At 67.7% G+C, this 18,809-nt stretch carries 17 protein-coding genes and 1 tRNA gene; 7 read left to right on the top strand and 11 right to left on the bottom strand.

Features of this window, described 5'->3' with window-relative positions:
* The first annotated feature begins 153 nt into the window (after window positions 1–153).
* The 4 genes from AB0J78_RS24680 to AB0J78_RS24665 all read left to right on the top strand — a co-directional run bounded on the left by AB0J78_RS24680 (window position 154) and on the right by AB0J78_RS24665 (window position 4,798).
* Entirely contained in the window at window positions 154–1,011 is an 858-nt protein-coding gene (locus AB0J78_RS24680) for a class I SAM-dependent methyltransferase (RefSeq protein WP_363792862.1), read from the top strand.
* Between the two features lie 132 nt (window positions 1,012–1,143).
* Entirely contained in the window at window positions 1,144–2,076 is a 933-nt protein-coding gene (locus tag AB0J78_RS24675; RefSeq protein ID WP_363792860.1) for a GNAT family N-acetyltransferase, read from the top strand.
* A gap of 47 nt (window positions 2,077–2,123) precedes the next feature.
* Window positions 2,124–2,777, top strand: a complete 654-nt coding sequence (locus AB0J78_RS24670) for an ATP-binding cassette domain-containing protein (RefSeq protein WP_363792858.1) — start codon at window positions 2,124–2,126, stop codon at window positions 2,775–2,777.
* The gene (locus AB0J78_RS24665) at window positions 2,777–4,798 is read left to right on the top strand and encodes a YhgE/Pip domain-containing protein (RefSeq protein WP_363792855.1); all 2,022 of its coding nucleotides are present in this window, start codon (window positions 2,777–2,779) and stop codon (window positions 4,796–4,798) included. Before AB0J78_RS24670 ends, AB0J78_RS24665 begins: the two co-directional genes overlap by 1 nt.
* A 272-nt stretch (window positions 4,799–5,070) precedes the next feature.
* Here the strand turns inward: AB0J78_RS24665 and AB0J78_RS24660 are convergent, their stop codons facing one another.
* Window positions 5,071–5,457: a VOC family protein gene (locus AB0J78_RS24660; protein ID WP_363792853.1), complete on the bottom strand. Its 387-nt coding sequence runs from the start codon at window positions 5,455–5,457 to the stop codon at window positions 5,071–5,073.
* A 242-nt stretch (window positions 5,458–5,699) separates the two neighbouring features.
* Window positions 5,700–8,393 carry a DNA polymerase I gene (polA, locus tag AB0J78_RS24655; RefSeq protein WP_363792851.1) on the bottom strand — a complete coding sequence of 898 codons (2,694 nt, stop codon included), beginning with the start codon at window positions 8,391–8,393 and terminating at the stop codon, window positions 5,700–5,702.
* Between the two features lie 88 nt (window positions 8,394–8,481).
* On the opposite strand from polA, the gene AB0J78_RS24650 reads away from it, so the two are divergent.
* Window positions 8,482–8,901 carry a hotdog fold thioesterase gene (locus AB0J78_RS24650; RefSeq protein ID WP_363793216.1) on the top strand — a complete coding sequence of 140 codons (420 nt, stop codon included), beginning with the start codon at window positions 8,482–8,484 and terminating at the stop codon, window positions 8,899–8,901.
* Window positions 8,902–8,989: 88 nt separating this feature from the next.
* Here AB0J78_RS24650 and AB0J78_RS24645 read toward each other — a convergent pair whose 3' ends face one another.
* On the bottom strand, window positions 8,990–9,601 hold the full coding sequence (locus tag AB0J78_RS24645) for a response regulator (RefSeq protein ID WP_093416966.1): 612 nt from the start codon (window positions 9,599–9,601) through the stop codon (window positions 8,990–8,992).
* 121 nt (window positions 9,602–9,722) lie between these two features.
* Complete coding sequence (locus AB0J78_RS24640) at window positions 9,723–11,027, bottom strand: amino acid permease (RefSeq protein WP_363793213.1); 1,305 nt, start codon at window positions 11,025–11,027, stop codon at window positions 9,723–9,725.
* A 266-nt stretch (window positions 11,028–11,293) separates the two neighbouring features.
* Between AB0J78_RS24640 and AB0J78_RS24635 the strand changes: the two genes are divergently transcribed.
* A tRNA-Leu gene (locus tag AB0J78_RS24635) sits at window positions 11,294–11,369 on the top strand.
* 542 nt (window positions 11,370–11,911) lie between these two features.
* On the opposite strand, the gene AB0J78_RS24630 is transcribed toward AB0J78_RS24635, so the two are convergent.
* The 6 genes from AB0J78_RS24630 to AB0J78_RS24605 all read right to left on the bottom strand — a co-directional run bounded on the left by AB0J78_RS24630 (window position 11,912) and on the right by AB0J78_RS24605 (window position 16,785).
* On the bottom strand, window positions 11,912–12,499 hold the full coding sequence (locus AB0J78_RS24630; protein WP_363792849.1) for a hypothetical protein: 588 nt from the start codon (window positions 12,497–12,499) through the stop codon (window positions 11,912–11,914).
* 181 nt (window positions 12,500–12,680) lie between these two features.
* Window positions 12,681–13,028, bottom strand: a complete 348-nt coding sequence (locus tag AB0J78_RS24625) for a hypothetical protein (protein WP_363792848.1) — start codon at window positions 13,026–13,028, stop codon at window positions 12,681–12,683.
* A 206-nt stretch (window positions 13,029–13,234) separates the two neighbouring features.
* Window positions 13,235–14,071 (bottom strand): hypothetical protein, encoded by an 837-nt coding sequence (locus AB0J78_RS24620; RefSeq protein WP_363792846.1) that lies wholly within the window; start codon window positions 14,069–14,071, stop codon window positions 13,235–13,237.
* Window positions 14,049–14,279 (bottom strand): hypothetical protein, encoded by a 231-nt coding sequence (locus AB0J78_RS24615; RefSeq protein WP_363792845.1) that lies wholly within the window; start codon window positions 14,277–14,279, stop codon window positions 14,049–14,051. The genes AB0J78_RS24620 and AB0J78_RS24615 overlap by 23 nt, the downstream gene beginning before the upstream one ends.
* Before the next feature lie 148 nt (window positions 14,280–14,427).
* Window positions 14,428–15,648 (bottom strand): dipeptidase, encoded by a 1,221-nt coding sequence (locus AB0J78_RS24610; RefSeq protein ID WP_363792843.1) that lies wholly within the window; start codon window positions 15,646–15,648, stop codon window positions 14,428–14,430.
* A gap of 159 nt (window positions 15,649–15,807) precedes the next feature.
* Complete coding sequence (locus AB0J78_RS24605) at window positions 15,808–16,785, bottom strand: class I fructose-bisphosphate aldolase (RefSeq protein WP_363793211.1); 978 nt, start codon at window positions 16,783–16,785, stop codon at window positions 15,808–15,810.
* A 504-nt stretch (window positions 16,786–17,289) separates the two neighbouring features.
* Here AB0J78_RS24605 and AB0J78_RS24600 point away from each other — a divergent pair.
* Window positions 17,290–17,886, top strand: coding sequence for a TetR/AcrR family transcriptional regulator (locus AB0J78_RS24600; protein WP_363792841.1), 597 nt, complete (start codon window positions 17,290–17,292; stop codon window positions 17,884–17,886).
* A gap of 153 nt (window positions 17,887–18,039) precedes the next feature.
* On the opposite strand, the gene AB0J78_RS24595 is transcribed toward AB0J78_RS24600, so the two are convergent.
* Window positions 18,040–18,381 carry a LytTR family DNA-binding domain-containing protein gene (locus tag AB0J78_RS24595; RefSeq protein WP_363792840.1) on the bottom strand — a complete coding sequence of 114 codons (342 nt, stop codon included), beginning with the start codon at window positions 18,379–18,381 and terminating at the stop codon, window positions 18,040–18,042.
* Window positions 18,382–18,809: the final 428 nt, after the last annotated feature.

Genomic DNA, 18,809 nt, shown 5'->3' with positions numbered 1-18,809 from the left:
GCCGCCGAGAAAAAGACCCACGGCGCGGGCGGTATCGTACGCGCTTTCTCGATCGCCGGGCAAACCGCGGTACCCCTGGATGGCAGACGGGCTTCGGACGCGCGACACAATCTCTTCACGTCCACGCCCTGACCACCTCACCCGGGGGAATCCTTGACACATCCCGACGAGCCGGAAAACGCCAGCTCCCAGAATAGCTCGGCAGAGCAGTTGCTGGGGACCGTCGGCGTCCGCAAGCGCAGCGTGGACGCCGCGGAGTCGCGTTCGGCGAACCGGTTGTGGTGGGACGCCGACGCCGACGACTACCACGCCGAGCACGGGGACTTCCTCGGCGACGACGACTTCGTGTGGTGTCCGGAGGGTCTGCGCGAGGAGCACGCGGGCCTGCTCGGGGACGTGCGCGGCAAGCGGGTCCTGGAGGTCGGCTGCGGTGCGGCGTCGTGCGCGCGCTGGCTGGCCGGGCAGGGCGCCGAGGCCGTGGGCCTGGACATCTCCGCCGGGATGCTGCGGCACGGGGTCGAGGCCGCGCGGCGCAGCGGGACGCACGTGCCGCTGGTCCAGGCCAGCGCCGATCTGCTGCCCTTCGCCACCGGCAGCTTCGACCTCGCCTGCTCGGCGTTCGGCGGGGTGCCGTTCGTCGCCGACGTGGGCGCGGTGTTCCGCGAGGTGGCCCGGGTGCTGCGACCGGGAGGCAAGTGGGTGTTCGCCGTCACTCACCCGATGCGGTGGGTCTTCCCGGACGACCCGGGGCCGACGGGCCTGACCGCGACGAACTCCTACTTCGACCGCACCCCCTACCTGGAGATCGACGGCGACGGCCGCGCCACCTACGTCGAGCACCACCGCACGCTGGGCGACTTCGTGCGGGCGCTGTCGGGGGCCGGGATGCGCTTGACCGATCTGATCGAACCGGAGTGGCCCGAGGGGCACACTCAGATCTGGGGGCAGTGGAGCCCGCTTCGCGGGAGGCTGTTCCCCGGGACCGCGATCTTCGTGTGCACGCTCGACTGAGGTGTCCCGCGGTCGGCTTGCTCGGCGGTGCGGATAGCGGAACCTCAGGTGGTGGAGAAGAGCGGCTTCACCGCTCGGCCGACGTCCACGCCCGCGCCCGGGAGGCGCGGGCCCTAGGTGTGAGGAGCCCCGGTGGCGACCGCGCAGGATTTGATGCAGGCCCAGTTCGCGCGGTTCGCCGCCCTGGACCCGCAGTTACCGCAGGACCAGTTCGTCCCGACCGACGCCGAGCCGGTGGCGGCGCGGACCTCCGACGGGCACGCGGTGGCCGGGTTGATCACGCACACCTCGAACCCGGAGGGCTCGGCGCGCGGGCTGTGGCAGGCCGGTGAGGCGTTCGAGCTGTTCCCGATCATCGGCGAGCACCCGCGCGCGGGGATGGATTCGCTGCTGGGCGCGTGCCGGGAATGGCTCGGCGAGCAGGACGATCCGGGGCCGAACTCCTCGGCGATGGTGGTCTGGCCGAGCCGTGACGTGCAGGCCACGCGAGCGCTGCTGGATCACGGTTTCCTGCCGTTGTCGGTGCTCGCGATTCGATCACCCACCCCGGTCGCAGATACGGAACTGTCTGGTACCGTAAAGGTGCGTCGCGCCGGACCGGCCGACCTGGACGCCGTCGTCGAGCTCACCCTCACCGAGCTCGAGTACGCCGCCCTCGTCGGAACCGCCACGTACCGCTCCGATGCCGCGCAGCTGAAGCGGACCGCCGCCCGAGTGCGCCTGCACTCCGACGATCCCGTCTGGCTCGCGGAGCAGGACGGCACGCCCGTCGCGGTCGCGGAATGCGGCTGGATCGACACCGGCAAGTCCCCGCGGGCTTACCGGCTGCGCCCCGGCTCGTGGGGGTACATCAACTGCGTGTCGGTGCACGAGAAGGCGCGCGGGACCGGCATCGGCAGGCAGCTGATGTCGGTGGTGCACAACGAGTTCGTGCGCCGGGGCGCCATCGGCAGCTTCCTGTACTACAACCCGCCCAACCCGCTGTCCTCGGTGTTCTGGCCCCGCCAGGGATACCGGCCACTGTGGACGATGTGGGAGGTGCGCCCGGCCACCGCACTGCGCTGACCCCGATCCGGGGCCTGCGCGCAGGCCTACAGGATCGAGGAGAAGGCTTGGAGATCGTCGCCACCGGCGTCGAGGTCATCGGCGCGCACGGGCCACTGCTGGCCCCCACTTCGCTCCGGGTCGCCGACGGTCAGACCCTGCTGGTCACCGGCGAAGCCGGGGCCGGCAAGACAGCGCTCGCGCTGGCCCTGTCCGGACGGCTCAAGCCCAGCAGCGGGAGCATCCGGCTGGACGGCTCGGCCGACGCGGACCGGCTGCGCCGCGCCGTCGCCGTCGTCGACGCCCCGCAGATCACCGAACCGGACGACTCCCTGCAGGTCCGCGACGTGGCCGCCGAAGGTCTGGCACTGGCCCGGCGCGGTTCGACCCGCCGCAAGGTGCGCGGCTGGCTGGCCGAACGCGAACTGCCCGGCGACGTCCGGTTCGAGAACCTCACCGCGCACCAGCGCACGCGGCTGCTGATCGACCTGGCCTGCGAGTCCCGCACCACGCGCGCGCTGGTGCTGGACTGCCCCGACCGCCACGGCGACGACCCGCGGCTCTGGTACTCCCTGGCCACCGCCCGCGCCGAAGGCGGCATGGCGGTGGTCGTGCTCTGCTCCACGCACTCCGCCGACAAGCTCGGAGCGCCCGCCGTCCGCATCGGCGCGGACGACACCGAAGAAGTCCACTTCGGCCGGTTGACACCTGAAGGTCCGTGATGACTACTTTCCGGCTCGCCGCAACGGAATTGCGACGACTCACCTCGGGCAAGCTGCCCAAGCTCGCGCTGCTGGCGGTCACCTTGGTGCCGCTGCTCTACGGCGCCATGTACATCTACGCCAACTGGGATCCCTACGGGAAGCTCGACTCGGTGCCCGCCGCGGTCGTCATCGACGACACCGGCGCCGAGAAGGAGGACGGCCAGCCGCTCAACGCCGGCCAGGACGTCTACGACGAGCTCCTCGACTCCGGCACGTTCTCCTGGACCCGCACCGATCTCCAGCACGCCCAAGCCGGCGTGGCCAACGGCGACTACACCTTCGCGCTGGTGGTCCCCCGGGACTTCTCCAACGCCCTGGTCTCCCCCGCCGACTTCGAGCCGCGGCAGGCCAAGCTGCAGCTGATCACCAACGACGCGAACAACTACCTGGTGGGCACCATCGCCGACAAGCTCGCCGGTGAGGTCCGCAGGGGCGTCGCGTCCAACGCGGGATCGACCGCCGCCGAGCAGTTCCTGCTGGGCTTCTCCACGGTGCACGACAAGACCGTCGAGGCCGCCAACGGCGCGGGCGAGCTCGCCGACGGCGCCGGGCAGCTGCGCGACGGGCTCGGCCAGGCCGAGCAGGGCGGCACGCAGCTCTCCGACGGCGCGCACCAGCTGCTCAGCGGGCAGCGGCAGCTCGCCTCGGGCGCCAACCGGCTGGCCGACGGAACCGGCCAGCTGCACACCGGACTGCAGCAGCTCCAGGCCTCGACCGCGCAGCTGCCGGACCAGACCGCGAAGCTGGCCGACGGCGCCGAGAAGGTCGCCCAGGGCAACGAGCAGCTCGCGCAGAAGGCCAACGTCGTCGGCAACCTCTCCCAGGGCATCGTCGACAACCTGGACCAGACCAAGGCCGAGACGGCCGCGCAGCTGCGCCAGGCCGGCGTCGACGAGGCCACCGTGCAGAAGATCGTCGCCGGTCTCGACGATCTGGGCAGTCCCGCCACCGACGCCAACACCAAGCTGCAAACGCAGGTCGGGCAGCTCAACACGCTCGCCGACGGAGCCCGCCAGGTCGCCGACGGCAACCGGGCGCTGGCCAACGCCACCCCGCAGCTGACCAGCGGCATCCAGCAGCTCACCAGCGGCGCCGGGCAGGTCGACGACGGAGCCGTGCAGCTGCGCGACGGCGAGCAGCAGGCCCTGTCGGGCACCAGCAGGCTCGCCGACGGCGCCGACCAGCTCGCCGGCGGCACCCGGCAGCTCCACGACGGCTCCGGCCAGCTCGTCGACGGTTCCAACACGCTGGCCACCGAGCTCGGCAAGGGGGCGGGCGATATCCCCAACCCCGACGACAAGACCCGGCAGGCCACCGCCGACACCATCGGCGACCCGGTCGCCGTGGACACCCAGGCGCAGGTCAAGGCCGACACCTACGGCGCCGGGCTGGCTCCGTACTTCATGGGCCTGGCGCTGTGGGTCGGCGGGTTCGTGCTCTTCCTGCTGATGCGGCCGATCTCCAACCGGGCGCTGGCGGCCGGAGTCGCGCCGTGGCGCGTCGCGCTGGGCGGCTGGCTGCCGGCCGCGCTGATCGGATTCGTGCAGGCGGTGCTGCTGTTCTCCGTGGTCGTGTTCGCCATCGGAGTGCACCCCGCGCACCAGTGGCGGACGCTCGGCTTCCTGATCCTGACCTCGTTCGCGTTCACCGCGGTGGTGCACTCGCTGAACGCGGCGTTCGGCCCGAAGGGCAAGTTCATCGCCCTGGTGGTCCTGGTGCTGCAGCTGGTCACGGCGGGCGGCACGTTCCCGTGGCAGACGATCCCGGAACCCCTGCACCCGCTGCACCAGGTCCTGCCGCTGGGCTACGTGGTGACGGGCCTGCGCCACCTCATCTACGGCGGCACGGAGGGCTCGGTCGGCCAAGCCGTGGCGGTCCTGCTCTGCTACCTGGTGGCGTCCCTGCTGCTGACCACGATCGCGGCCTGGCGCCAACGCGTCTGGACACCCAGCCGCCTCAAACCCGAGCTCTCGCTCTGACCAACGCGAATGCGGGCCTCCGGATCTGTCCGGAGGCCCGCATTCGCGTTAAACAGGGTTGGAAGCGGTGTATTCAACGCAACGGAGCTGTCTCAGGTGTGGGACTCAGCTGGCACCGCTGTGCCTTCCCCTCTGGGAAACTCTGACACGTCTTCTGGCGAGTACGCCGCGACGCCGTGTATTGGCATACATCAGGAGTGGCGCACGGAGTCCAGAAGGCGTGTCAGGTTCCGCTTTCCGCACCGCCACGCAAAGCGACCACCGAAAAAATCTTAGTCGTCGTAGCGGGCGATCTCGATCAGGTTTCCGTCGGGGTCTCGCAGGTAGAGCGAGGTGATGGGGCCTCGGGAGCCGATGCGGCCGACCGGGCCCTCCTCGATGCGGACCTCGTTGTTGCGCAGGTGATCCTGGATGTCGGCCAGCGCTTGGCTGGTGACGAAGCACAGGTTCGCGGAGCCGGGGACCGGGTGGGTCGCGGTCGGTTCGACCAGCTCGGCAGCCGCGTGCAGCTTGATGGTCTGGTCGCCGAAGCGAACCGCACGCCGCTCACCGGGGAACTCCACCGGCTCCATGCCGAGCACTCCCTGGTAGAACTCGACCGCCCGATCCACATCGGCGACGGTGAGGACCAGGTGGTCGACTCGGTCGATGCTGATCATGCTCCTCCTCGGGGTCGGCGCGGTCAGCTCTTGGGGCCCTGCCCGCGCCCTGGTGACGCCCCGCCGGCCACAACGCCGCAGCGGCCGAGCCCGGCCGGAGCGTGTACCGCAGGCTATCCGCACCGGTGTTCGGTACCCGCATTAGGGCCCCACCAGCGGTGATGTTCGCCATTGCACAACATCACGCCCGAGCACATCCCCGAAATGGTGGTTCCGTGATCGAGTCGAGATCCCCTCGCGGCTCAGTGCGCGGCGGAGTCCCAGGAGCGACCCGATCCGACCGAGACCTCCAGCGGCACGTCCAGCGGGAACGCCGAGCCCATCTGCTCCCGCACCAGCTTCTCCACCACGTCCCGCTCGCCGTCGGCGACCTCGATGATCAGTTCGTCGTGCACCTGCAGCAGGGTCCGCGAGCGCAGGCCCTCGGCCTTGATGGCCCCGTGCACGCCGAGCATGGCGACTTTGATGATGTCGGCGGCGCTGCCCTGGATCGGGGCGTTGAGCGCCATCCGCTCGGCCATCTCGCGGCGCTGCCGGTTGTCGCTGAGCAGGTCGGGCAGGTAGCGGCGGCGCCCCATGATGGTGGAGGTGTAGCCGTCCTTGCGGGCCTGGTCGACGACCTCGCGCAGGTAGTCGCGGACCCGGCCGAAGCGGGCGAAGTAGGCGTCCATCTGCGCCTTGGCGTCCTCGGCGGAGATGCGCAGCTGCTGCGCCAGGCCGTAGGCCGACAGCCCGTAGGCCAGGCCGTAGGACATGGCCTTGACCCGTCGGCGCAGCTCCTGGTCGACCTCGCCGATCGGCACGTCGAACGCCTGCGAGGCGACGTAGTTGTGCAGGTCCTCGCCGGTGTTGAACGCTTCGATGAGCCCTTCGTCGCCGGAGAGGTGCGCCATGATGCGCATCTCGATCTGGCTGTAGTCGGCGGTCATCAGCTCGGCGTAGTCGCCACCGACGACGAACACCTCGCGGATCCGGCGGCCCTCTTCGGTGCGGATCGGGATGTTCTGCAGGTTCGGCTCGGTCGACGACAGCCGGCCGGTGGCGGCGATCGTCTGGTTGAAGGTGGTGTGGATGCGCCCGTCGTCCGAAATGGACTTGGCCAGACCCTCCACTGTGGTCTTGAGCCGGGTGGCGTCGCGGTGTTCCAGCATGTGCTGCAGGAACGGGTGCTCGGTCTTCTCGAACAGGGTCTGCAGCGCCTCGGCATCGGTGGTGTAGCCGGTCTTGGTGCGCTTGGTCTTCGGCATGTTGAGCTCGTCGAAGAGGACCACCTGCAGCTGCTTCGGCGAGCCGAGGTTGATCTCCTTGCCGATGACCGCGTACGCGTCCTGCGCGGCCTGCTTGACGCGCGCGGCGAAGCGCGCGCCCAGTTCGGCCAGCTGCTCGGCGTCCACGGCGATTCCGGCGCCTTCGAGCTCGGAGAGGACCAGCAGCAACGGCAGTTCGAGGTCGGTGAGCAGCTTGGTGCTGTCGATGCCGGCGAGCTCGGTGTCCAGCGCGTCGGCGAGTTCGGCGACCGCGCGGGCCCGCAGCAGTTCACCCGCGGCGGCCTTCTCCTGGCTCTCCGACTCGTCCTCCAGCAGCGACAGCTGGCCGTCGTCCGCGCCGCTGTCGGCGCGCAGCTCTCGCTGCAGGTAGCGCACGACCAGGTCGGGCAGTTCGAAGGAGCGCTGGCCGGGACGCACCAGGTAGGCGGCCAGGGCGGTGTCGCTGGTGAGACCGGCGATGGTCCAGCCGCGGTCGCGGATGGCGTGCAGCGGGCCCTTGACGTCGTGGGCGGCCTTGGGCGCGTCGGCATCGGCCAGCCAGGACGCGAGCGCCTTCTCGTCCTCGCTGGTCAGCGAGGTGACGTCGACGAACGCACCTGCTCCGTCGGAGGTGGCCAGCGCGATGCCCGCCAGGTCGCCGTGGCCGCGCGCCCAGGTGCCGGTGCAGGACAGGCCGACGCGGTTGCCGCCGCGCGCGTGCTGGTCGAGCCACGCGGCGAGCGCGCCAGGCTCGATGACACCGCCGGTGATCTCGAAGCCCTCTTCGACCTCGGGTTCGGCGCTTGCCAGCGTGGCGAACAGCCGGTCGCGCAGCACCCGGAACTCCAGGTCGTCGAACAGCCGGTGCACGGCGTCGCGATCCCACGCGCGCACCTCCAGCTCGTCCGGCACGGCATCGAGCTCGACGTCGCGCACGAGCTCGGTGAGCTGCCGGTTGAGCAGCACCGACGACAGGTGCTCGCGCAGGTTGTCGCCCGCCTTGCCCTTGACCTCGTCGACCCGGTCCACGAGACCGGCGAGCGAGCCGAACTGCTGTATCCACTTGGTGACGGTCTTCTCCCCCACCCCCGGGATCTTGGGCAGGTTGTCCGACGGGTCGCCGCGCAGCGCCGCGAAGTCGGGGTACTGCTCCGGGGTGAGGCCGTACTTGGCCTCGACGGCGTCCGGGGTGAACCGGGTCAGCTCGGACACGCCCTTGGTCGGGTACAGCACCGTGACGTCGTCGGTGACGAGCTGGAGCGCGTCGCGGTCGCCGGTGCAGATCGCGACCTTGAAGCCACCGCCGGTGGCCTGGGTGGTCAGCGTGGCGATGACGTCGTCGGCCTCGTAGTTGTCCTTGCTCAGCACCGGGATGTTCAGCGCGCCGAGGATGTCCTGGATGAGGCTGACCTGGCCCTTGAACTCGTCCGGGCTGGCGCTGCGGTTGGCCTTGTACTCGGTGAAGGTCTCGCTGCGGAAGGTCTTGCGGGAGACGTCGAAGGCGACCGCGAGGTGGGTGGGCTGCTCGTCGCGCAACAGGTTGATCAGCATCGAGGTGAACCCGTACACCGCGTTGGTGTGCTGCCCGGTGCCGGTTTGGAAGTTCTCCTTCGGCAGGGCGTAGAAGGCGCGGTAGGCCATCGAGTGGCCATCGATCAACAGCAGGCGTCGGTCCTCGGAATGCGTCACGGCCGCGAGTTTAGGCTGAAGCTCTGACAGCCAGTACCGCAGGCGACGGGGAGGACCAGCAGTGCCCGCTACCGACAACGGTGAGGCCGTGACCAGCGGCGACGCCGACCTGGAGGCGCTGCTGAGCGCCACCGACGAACAGCTCAGCGCCCGGATGGGCATCGAGATCGTCGAATACAGCCCCGATCGGGTGGTCGCGACGATGCCCGTGGCCGGCAACCGCCAGCCCTACGGCCTGCTGCACGGCGGCGCGAACGCGGTGCTCGCCGAGCAGGCGGGCTCCATCGCCGCGGCGCTGGGAGCCGGCGAGGGCCGCATCGCGGTCGGCCTGGAGCTGACCTGCACGCACCACCGGGCCGTCACGGAGGGCCAGGTGACCGCGGTGGCCAGCCCGCTGCACCGCGGCCGCTCGACCGCGACCTACGACATCGAGATCACCGACGAGAAGGGCCGTCGCACCTGCTCGGCGCGGCTCACCTGCATCCTGCGCGACCAGCCGCCGAAGTGATCAGGACGCGAAAGAGGCGGGGCGCCCGGGGGCACCCCGCCTCTTGTCGTCGACCAACCGCCACGCAGAACGGCTGCGGAGAACTCGCCTACGACAGGTTCTCGAGAACCGCCTGCGCGACCGCCTTCATCGTGGTGCGGCGATCCATCGCGGTTCGCTGCAGCCAGCGGAAGGACTCGGGTTCGGAGAGGTTGTGCTTGCTCATCAGCAGGCCCTTGGCCCGCTCGATGGTCTTGCGCGCCTCGAGGCGTTCGGTGAGGTCGTTGACCTCGGCTTCCAGGGCCTGCACCTCGGTGAACCGGGACACCGCCAGCTCGATGGCCGGCACCAGGTCGCGCTTGGCGAAGGGCTTGACCAGGTAGGCCATGGCCCCGGCGTCGCGCGCCCGCTCCACCAGATCGCGCTGGCTGAAGGCGGTCAGGATGACCACCGGCGCGATCCGGTCCCCAGCGATGTTGGAAGCGGCCTCGATGCCGTCCATCTTCGGCATCTTGATGTCCAGGATCACCAGATCGGGTCGAAGTTCCTCGGCGAGCCGAACGGCTTCCTGTCCGTCACCAGCCTCGCCGACGACCTGGTAGCCCTCCTCGCGGAGCATCTCCACGAGGTCAAGCCTGATCAACGCCTCGTCCTCGGCCACGAGTACGCGACGTTCGACGGGCTTGGCCTCGCGTGTGTCCTCGGCAGCCGGCGTCGTCACCGGGATCCTCCAGTAGAACTCGGGGTCCGCCAATGCGGTTTGCATCGGAAACCGCAGCTTACCGGTAGTGACTTCACGCCGAGGTTAATAGGCGGCGTGACCATTGCGACATCGTGGGCGCTCACGCTTTCGAAGGTTTCCTCCGCACGAACACCAGGTAGATCAACAGGATCGCGGCGACGCTGACCAGGCTCAGCACGAGCTGCGACCGGATGTCCGGCACGAAGACCATGGCGGCGATCACGGTGCCGATCAGCGCGAGGGTGATCCAGGTCAGGTAGGGGAAGAACCACATCTTCAGCTTCAGCGACTCGGGCGCCTCGCGCTCCAGGCGACGCCGCATCCGCAGCTGCGAGAGCGCGATCATGGCGTAGATGAACAGCGCCACGGCGCCAGCGCTGTTGATGATGAAGTAGAAGATCGTGTCCGGAGCGACGTAACTCGCCGCAACAGCGACGTAACCGACCAGTGTGGACAGCAGGATCGCCTTCCACGGCACACCACGACCGTTGAGATCGCGCACCCACCCGGGAGCGAACGAGCGCTGCTGCAACGCGAAAAGCATGCGGGAAGCCGTGTAGAGACCGGAGTTGAGCACGGAGACCACCGCGGTGAACACCACGACGTCGACGACCACTTCAGCCGCGGGGAGCCCGAACCGGCTGAACGCCGCCGCGTACGGGCTGCCTTCGGTGGGGATCTGGTCCCACGGCGTGATCATCACCAGCAGCGTCACCGAGCCCACGTAGAACAGCAGCACCCGCCACACCACGGCCTTGGTCGCCTTGGCCACCGAGCGCTCCGGCTCGTCGGACTCGGCGGAGACGATGGTGACGATCTCGGTCCCGAAGTAGGAGAAGATCACGATCACCACGCCGTGCAGCACGGAGAAGCCGCCGTTGGCGAAGAACCCGTCCTTGCCGATGTTGCCGACCGACATCTCGGCCCCGGGCCAGAGCCCGAAGACGAACACGGTCCCGCACACCAGGAAGATCACGATGGTGATGACCTTGATGGAGGCCAGCCAGAACTCGGTCTCGCCGAACGAGCGCACCGACACCAGGTTCGTCCCGGTCAGCACCATCATCAGCACGAGCGAGATGACCCACTGGGGCACCATCGGGATCAGCGGGTTGATCAGCTCAGCCCCGGCGACGGCCTCGAACGCGACCACGCCGACCCAGTAGTACCAGTACAGCCAGCCGAGCGTGAACCCCGCCCACTCCCCCAGCGACGTCCGCGCGTACTCCATGAAGGAGCCCAACGTGGGCGCCGCGGTGGCCATCTCACCGAGCATCCGCATGACGAGCACGACGATGAGCCCGCCGATCGCGTAGGACAGCACGGCCGCCGGCCCGACGGTCGAGATCACCGCCCCGCTGCCGATGAACAAGCTGGCCCCGATGATCCCGCCGAGCGCGATCATCTGCAGGTGCCGGTTCTTCAGACTCCGCCGCAACCCAGCGGGCGTCGGCTCCACCCGAGTTCCCTCATCGACCAACACGGCCTCCGCGCGTTCGACCCACCACACACTGCACGACCCAGCGAACCTAAACCGCCATGATCACCACCACCAGCCCCCGCGGAAAGCGATCACCCGGTCACCGCAACAACACCCTGACCAGGAGTAACCCACCGGACACCCTCCCGGAAGACCCTGATCGGCCGTCACGTATGCTGACGACAAGACCAGCCCCCGTAGCCCAACGGCAGAGGCAGCGGACTCAAAATCCGTCCAGTGTGCGTTCGAATCGCACCGGGGGCACCACTCGTCACCCTGCATTCGCCCAGGTCGTGACCAGAGCTTTCGGCTCGATAGCGCCCCCTGCGCCAGCACGGCCGTGTACGGCCCGCTTCGGATGTCCGCCGACAATGCGCCGACAGCGGGTCAACACCCGGCCGCGATCCTGCGGGATCAGCGCCCTTGGTCTGCCACTGATCGTCACCGATCGCCAGGTCGAGTACGCCCGCGCCCCACGAGATCAAGGTCGTCGGCAGTGCTGCGGCCATCGCATTCGAAGATCTCACCCACGACGAACTCGCGAGCGGGAAACTCACCACCCATGACCGAGCTGCGACCTCTGGAGAGGTCTCATGGAAGTAGGAATACCTGAGAAGGCGATCAAACGCATGCAAAGACGTGCATGAACCTATCGCATGGCTGGTCGAACTCCGGAGAAGTGGTTCCAGATTAAACCATCCGCCGACGCTGCTCCCCCACAAACTCTAGTTGCCCTTGTTCGTCGTCTTGGTTTTGTTGCCCCAGCTGGCAGGGGCAACGAATCCGGGGTTCGGGGAACCGTCCTCAACTCATGGCGCTGGTAGCAGGTTGGCGATCGAGGCCACGTCGTTGAGAACGCTATCCGATGGTTGACCGTGCAGCGGCTCGGTTTCGGTGATGACCAGTTGGGACCCGGTGCGGCGTGACGCGTAGTACCGGCCGGTGAAGCGGACGTCCCCGAGCCCGAGGAGTTGGGTGCCGACAGGGGTCACGTCACCCGTGCCGTAGGTGTCCTCGACTCGCTTCAACTTGGTGGCGTCAGCTCTCGATGGCATCGTCACCCACATGATCGAGACGGCGATGACGTTGCCCTGGTCGTCGGCTAACGGGAAGAGCCTCTGCTGGAGCCTCTTGCACGGATGACGCAGGAAGAACTCCTGCACCTCGCCGTACGACTGCGCGGCGCAGTGAAGGTCGCCGTGCTGGATCTCGTTCCTGATCTTCCGGAGCGCCATTCGATCCCAGGCCTCGCGTTCGTTCCCCTTCTTCGCGGCATTACGGCTGTTCCTGGTCGACTTCACCTGGGTCACGCGCTGGCCGGCAGCGCTATCGAGCGTCGTACCGGCAGACCCCGCGGTGCCGCCACCTCCGCCGGAGGCCATCAGTCCAGCCAGCAACGTTGTTCCAACTACGCCGCCCGCTGCCGTCTTCCTCCATTTTCCCTGCGCATCACGGGGTTGATTTGGATTGCCGGGCAAAGAACTTCCTCCATCGAGTCGCTTGGCAACCCGATCTTCTTACGCGGCTCTCAGAGCGTCCGGCTAATGCAGAGGGACCACCCGAACGTCGCATTCGGCCCTACGAATGATCGGATTCCTCCGAGCGCAGGTCGAGGGTGAGTTGTCCGCCGTCGACCACCGTCAGCGGCGTGAACGGGTCGGGATTGCGCGAGAGGCACTTGGCGCAGTCGACCGGCAAAGTGACGGGCTCGCGTCTTCCGGCTAAGCCAGATCCGTCCAGCGGCTGGTGGCACGCCGGCGCTGGGAGCTTCAGCCCGCCAACCCAGTCTCGAAGCTCCACCTCATGAACCCGGCGATCAGTGCCGGGCTGGCGGAGGTTGCGGTTCCGGAATCGGGCACATTCCTGCTCCGACATGCGCTTGAGCAACAGCGAGGTCGGATCCTGACGACGCTCAATCGCGGTCACCACAGCAGCATGGCCGCCGGGTTTCCCCACTCACGACCGCGAATCCGGTGAACACGGTAGGCCGTATGGCTGGCCAGGAGCATTGTTTCGTCACGATCTTCGTGCTCGATCAACATGAAAGCCCTTCCGTCAAGACCTGATCAAGATCGAGCCATCGAGTCTGAACAGAAGAGAGCGTGTGGCTACGAGCCTTGGGCACTAGGCGTTCAGAAGGAGTGCTCTCGGATGCGGCGAAGCACGGCTTCTGTCCCGAGTTCCTCCCGCGCGCTCTGGTTTTTAGTGTAGAAGCGGAGCAGGTGGTAGACGAGCGTGGGATCCACGGCCAGGTGGATCGTGTTGATCTCGATCATGGGCACCGGCGGAAGCTTGTCGAGCCGCCACGGCCCTGCGAGTTGTCGCTTCCGCCAAGGGGCATTGCTGTAGGCGATGACGAGCACCTCTCGAGTGCCGTTGTAACTCGGCTTGACTCCAGCGAACGAATCCCACGGGAGAAAGGACCCGAAGGCTCTGCCTTCCTGGTGGATTCCATCTGGAGCGAGGACGATGCGACCTCGGCGGATCCGACCGAGCGCTAGGAGCACGAAGTAGCTGGCGAAGAACACCGCAGCAGCAAAGGCAAGGAACATCGGAATGCCCGGAGCGAACGCACCATCACCGACGTTGCCGTAGTCCCAAGCGGCGAACACCGAACAAAGGAACAGACACGCCACCAGGAGGTTGATCAGGACGAACTGCGCGCCCGAATAGCTGATCACCGTCGCACGCTGGTCGTCGATCGTCGTGGTACCGACATCTGCGATTCGGTTCTGCGGCCGGAGTCGCGTCACAAATCCGAACGCAGCCGTGAACCAGAACAGCGCTGCGATCGACAATGCGTACTTGGCCGCGCCTGCGAAACCGGTACCGACGGCGACCAGCCCCACACCCACGCTCAGGGCCCCGAGCGCCACGAGGGCACCGAATGCCAGGACGAACCTTCCCCTGCTCTCGACCGGCCATTCCGCTGGCGTGCCCAGGGGATTAGAAGACGGCATTCCAGGCATGCTCCCCAGCTCCTCCAATTGCGCCCGCTGTATCCCCGACGGCGTCAGCGCCGTCTTCGATGGCTCCACCGACCTCGCCGATTCCGTTCTGCCAGATCGAGTCGGTCACACCGGATGGGAAAATACCGACGCTTGCGCCGACCACAGCACCCACTGCGGTGCCAACAACCGGCACCACGATCATCAGCGTCAGCCGCCACTGAGGCACCGAAGACCAACACCACTTGCCAACGACAAGGCCGTCAACACAGCGCACGCCCGGCTACGCGGCCCGGGAGAACGCGCGAGCGCCCAGCCCAAATCGTGGAATACCAAGATCAAGGTCGCCGGTTAGGTGCACGCCTGCGTCGCACACCTCAGTCCGGGGGTCGTGCGGCGTCGTCGAGCTCGGTGATCGTGGCGTTGGACGGGGGTTCCACGCGGCTGAGTTCGGAGGCGGTGTGCTGCGCGTCGCGGAGGACCCGCACCGCGTTCGACCAGGTCAGCTTCGCGAGATCGGGATCGGACCAGCCCCGGTCCATGAGTTCGGCGATCAGGCGCGGATAGCCGGCGACGTCGTCGAGCCCCGAAGTGGTGGAGGTGGTCCCGTCGAAATCGCCGCCGATGCCGATGTGGTCGACGCCGGCGAGCGCGCGCATGTGGTCCAGGTGATCGGCGACGACGGGGACTGTGGCGCGCGGACGGGGGTGAGTCGCCTCGAACTCGCTTCGCACTGCCACCGCCTCGGGCGTCCTGTCACCGTGGTGCAGTCCGCGGTCCTGCATGTGGGCTCTGAGCGCCCGGTTCCACTCCCCCACCTCGGGCAGCAGGAACTCCGGGACGAAGGTCACCATCGCCACGCCTCCGTTGGCGGGCAGCGCGGCGAGCACGTCGTCGGGCACGTTGCGCGGGTGGTCGCACACCGCCCGTGCCGACGAGTGCGAGAACAACACCGGCGACCTGCTCGCGCGCAGAGCGTCGCGCATCGTGTCCGCGGAGGTGTGGGAGAGGTCGACCAGCATCCCCAGCCGGTTCATCTCCCGGACGACCTCCTCACCGAACCGCGTCAGCCCGCCCGCGGCGGGCTCGTCCGTCGCCGAGTCCGCCCACGGGACGTTGTCGTTGTGCGTCAGGGTCATGTACCGAACGCCCAGCGCGTGCAGGGCACGCAGCGTCGCCAGCGAACATGCGATGGAATGGCCTCCCTCGGCGCCCATCAAGGAGGCGATCACACCGCGCTCCCGAGCGGACTCCACCTCCTCCGCCGTGAACGCCGCTCGCAGGGCCTGCGGGTAGCGGGCGATGAGGGAGCGCACGCAGTCGATCTGCTCGAGCGTCGCGCTGACCGCGCTGTCACCTCGCAGCGACGAGCGCACGTACACCGACCAGAACTGCGCGCCGACACCGCCGGCCCGCAGACGACGGAGGTCGGTGTGCAGAGTCCCCGACTGGTCCGCGGCGATGTCGCGGCGGTCGAGGTCGTAGCGGACCTGTTCGCGCAGCGCCCACGGCAGGTCGTTGTGACCGTCGGCGACCGGGTATCGCGCCAACAGCGCGCGAGCGCGGCTCATCGCCGCGGCTTCTGGCTGGAGGCTCATCCACGGCACCCCTTTCACGCGTCATGCCGAGGCGCCGATCGGACCGGCAGTTGCGCCGGTCCGATCGGCTTTTCCATTCGCTGAGAGCGTTCTTCGACTCGCCCCGGGGGTCCCGCACCCCAGGCCGGTTGTTGCCGCGCCCGCGCGCGGCCTCCGCTCTCAGCGCGCTGCGGCGTTGGCGACGGCGCGCACGGACAGCGCCCGCTGGGCGTCCTTCCACTTGCCGTCCTCGCCCCGCCACGTCTCCAGGGCCGGCCCGACCAGCGCTCGCCCGAAGGAATAGGTGAGCTCCCAGGGCAACTCGCCGCAGTTCTGCATGGACCCGAGGTGACGGGTCGCCGTCTCCGGGCTTTGGCCACCCGAGAGGAAAGCGATGCCCGGGACGGACGGTGGCACCGTGTCGCGCAGGGTGTCCACCGTGGTCTGCGCGACCTCCTCGACTCCTGGCCGTTCCAGGCAGTCCTTCCCCGCCACCACCATGTTGGGCTTGAGGACCATGCCGTCGAGCTTCACCTGCATCAGATCGAGCTCGTCGAACAAGGTCCGGAGCACCGCCCTCGTCACCTGTTGGCACTGCGCCAGCGAGTGGTCGCCGTCCATCAGCACCTCCGGTTCCACGATGGGCACCAGTCCCCCTTCTTGGCAGAGACCGGCGTACCGCGCCAGCGCGTGCACGTTCGCGCGCACCGCCCGCTCGGTGGGTTGCCCCTCGCTGATCGTGATCACCGCGCGCCACTTGGCGAAACTCGCCCCGAGACTCACGTACTCGGCGACACGCTCGCGCAATCCGTCAAGGCCTTCGGTGACCTTCTCGCCCGGGGCCCCGGCCAGCGGCTTGGCCCCGGTGTCGACCTTGATCCCCGCGAGAATCCCCATCTCCGCCAGCGCATCGGGAAAGCTCCGTCCATCCGACAGCTTCTGGCGCATGGTGTCATCGGCCAGGATGATTCCGCTGATCGAGTCGACCAGGTCAGGAGTGGTGACGATCAATTCACGATAAGCGCGCCGGTTCTCGTCAGTGGCCTTCACTCCGACGCCTTCCAAGCGGGAAGACATCGTTCCGATGCTCTCATCGGCCGCGAGCACGCCCCGCCCATTCGAAACAAGCGTGTTGGCGATTTCAGTCAAGGTCGACATTTTCTTTACGCCTCCTAGCGCGCGGTATTTCAAACCGGGCGGCCGGTTCAGAATTGCTGACTGCTCAATGCTCGAGCAAGGGTCGTTGCGACCGGCTCCTGGTGCAGCCGGCCATCGCCTCGATGTCCAAGCGGTGGCTGCCTCGGGGGCCAGGCCGATTGTTCCGCGCCGCCCTTCCTCAGCCCTGCGGTTCTCATCCACATCTAGGACGCGTACCGAGTAGTCAGGCTGCACGGATCTGTACGTCTAGTCAACATATTCGGCACGAAACGACATCCCTGCGGCACGAACGGTCCCCACATCCGCCCGGGTGGATCCATTCCGGGATCGCACCGCAAACACCGATCGCAGACGTTCGCGGCACCTCTCCTGTTCAATTCGGGAACGAAAATCCCTACACACCACCATTCGCGCCGCGAACCCGTTGCACAATCCTGACCACGCGGCTATCCTGACCTGGATCATCAGGATCAACAATTCCTTACTCCGATCAGGAGTGCGTCTGTGTCACCAACGGAGCACGCTGAGAACAAACGAGAGCTCATCATCAAGGAAGCCTCGCGGATGATGTACGAGCGCGGCACCGGACTGGGGGTGGACACGCTCGTCAGCGAGATCGGCGTGGCCAAGATGACGCTGTACAAGCATTTCCCGACCAAGACGGACCTCATCGTCGCTTGCCTGCATCATCTCGATGATTGCCATCGAGCGCGCTTGAGCGGAGAAGTCGACTGGTCATCATCGCCCAAGGAGCGATTGCTCTCGGTCTTCGATTCCCTTCGAGAGTGGTTCGCATCGCCCTCTTTTCGAGGCTGCGCCTTCGTCAACGCGACCGTCGAGCTCGCGGACACCTCACCGCCGGTGCGAAAAGCGGTTCGCGAGCACAAGGACGCCATGCGGGCGTGGGTGGTGAAACTCGTGGAGGAATGCGAGTTGTCCAACGCGGACTTCGTCGCAGGCCAGATCGCGCAGCTGATGGAGGGGGCGACCACGACGGCCCTGCTCGAGCGGGACCCCGCGGTCGCCGACATCGCACATGCCACGGCTCTGCAGGTCCTGGAGAAGGCCAAGGAGGCGACGGCCTCTCCCCCGCCGCATTGAGAATCCTTCTTGCCGAGGGACTCCCGGAGAGGACGACTCGATCCGAGCCATGTCGCCCGGCGGGGGTCGAAAACGGTTCTGAGCGTGAAGGATTGCGCGCACTCGCGTGGCGGGCCGGACGAGTCCGGCCGCAAGTGCGCGCATCGATGATGCTCACAGGCCCAGCGCTTCCGTGACGAACTTCGCCCGTCGACGAGACACCGGAACTATCTCGCGGTAGTTCTCGACGGTGAGTTCGAGCTCTCCTCCATCCTTCCGCGACACCTCCCGTACGCGGTTCAAGTTCACGAGGTAGCTTCGGTGAACTCGCACGAATCCGCAGGCCGCGTACTTGTCGTCGATGTTGTCTATTCCATCTGTCGCGCACCGGAACCGCCCGAGGTCCGTCCTCAGCCACACGGCCCTTCCGACGGCCTCGGCCACGATCACCTCGGCGATGTCGAACAGGACCTGCCGGTCCCCTTTGATCCCGACAACACGTCGCGTCGACCCCAATGCATCCTCCCGTAGCATTGTTCCGGAATCCACTCGCTCGTCCGGCCCTGTCCGAGTGGTGATACCCGGAGTCTTCAACGGTGTTTCCGTTGGTGTTCCTCGGTTTTCGGTGGTCGGACCAGAACCGCGTGGCAGCGATCCCGGCCGGCCACCGCGGACCCCGTCCGATGAACGAGGCGCAGTAACCGGGTGATCAACGCCTTCGCCATCAACGCGAGGTCCGCGAGGCAGGAGTCATGGCTAGGACGGAGACCTCCGGTCGGGTGGTGGCGCGTCGTGCGCTCGCACCCGACCGGAGGTCTCCCGGCTTCACGCCGCGAACGGCGCTAGTTCCCGGTCAGTCTGGTAGGGCGAAGACGATCAGTGCGCTGCCGTGGCCTGCGCCGAGCATGCCGGGGATGATGCCTTCCAGCCAGCCGCCCCAGCCG

The sequence above is a fragment of the Saccharopolyspora sp. NPDC049426 genome, from assembly GCF_040676935.1.
In the GTDB taxonomy this organism is placed as follows: Bacteria; Actinomycetota; Actinomycetes; order Mycobacteriales; family Pseudonocardiaceae; genus Saccharopolyspora.
The sequence above is the reverse complement of the archived record's forward strand: the minus strand, read 5'-3'. Positions and strand labels throughout refer to the sequence as shown.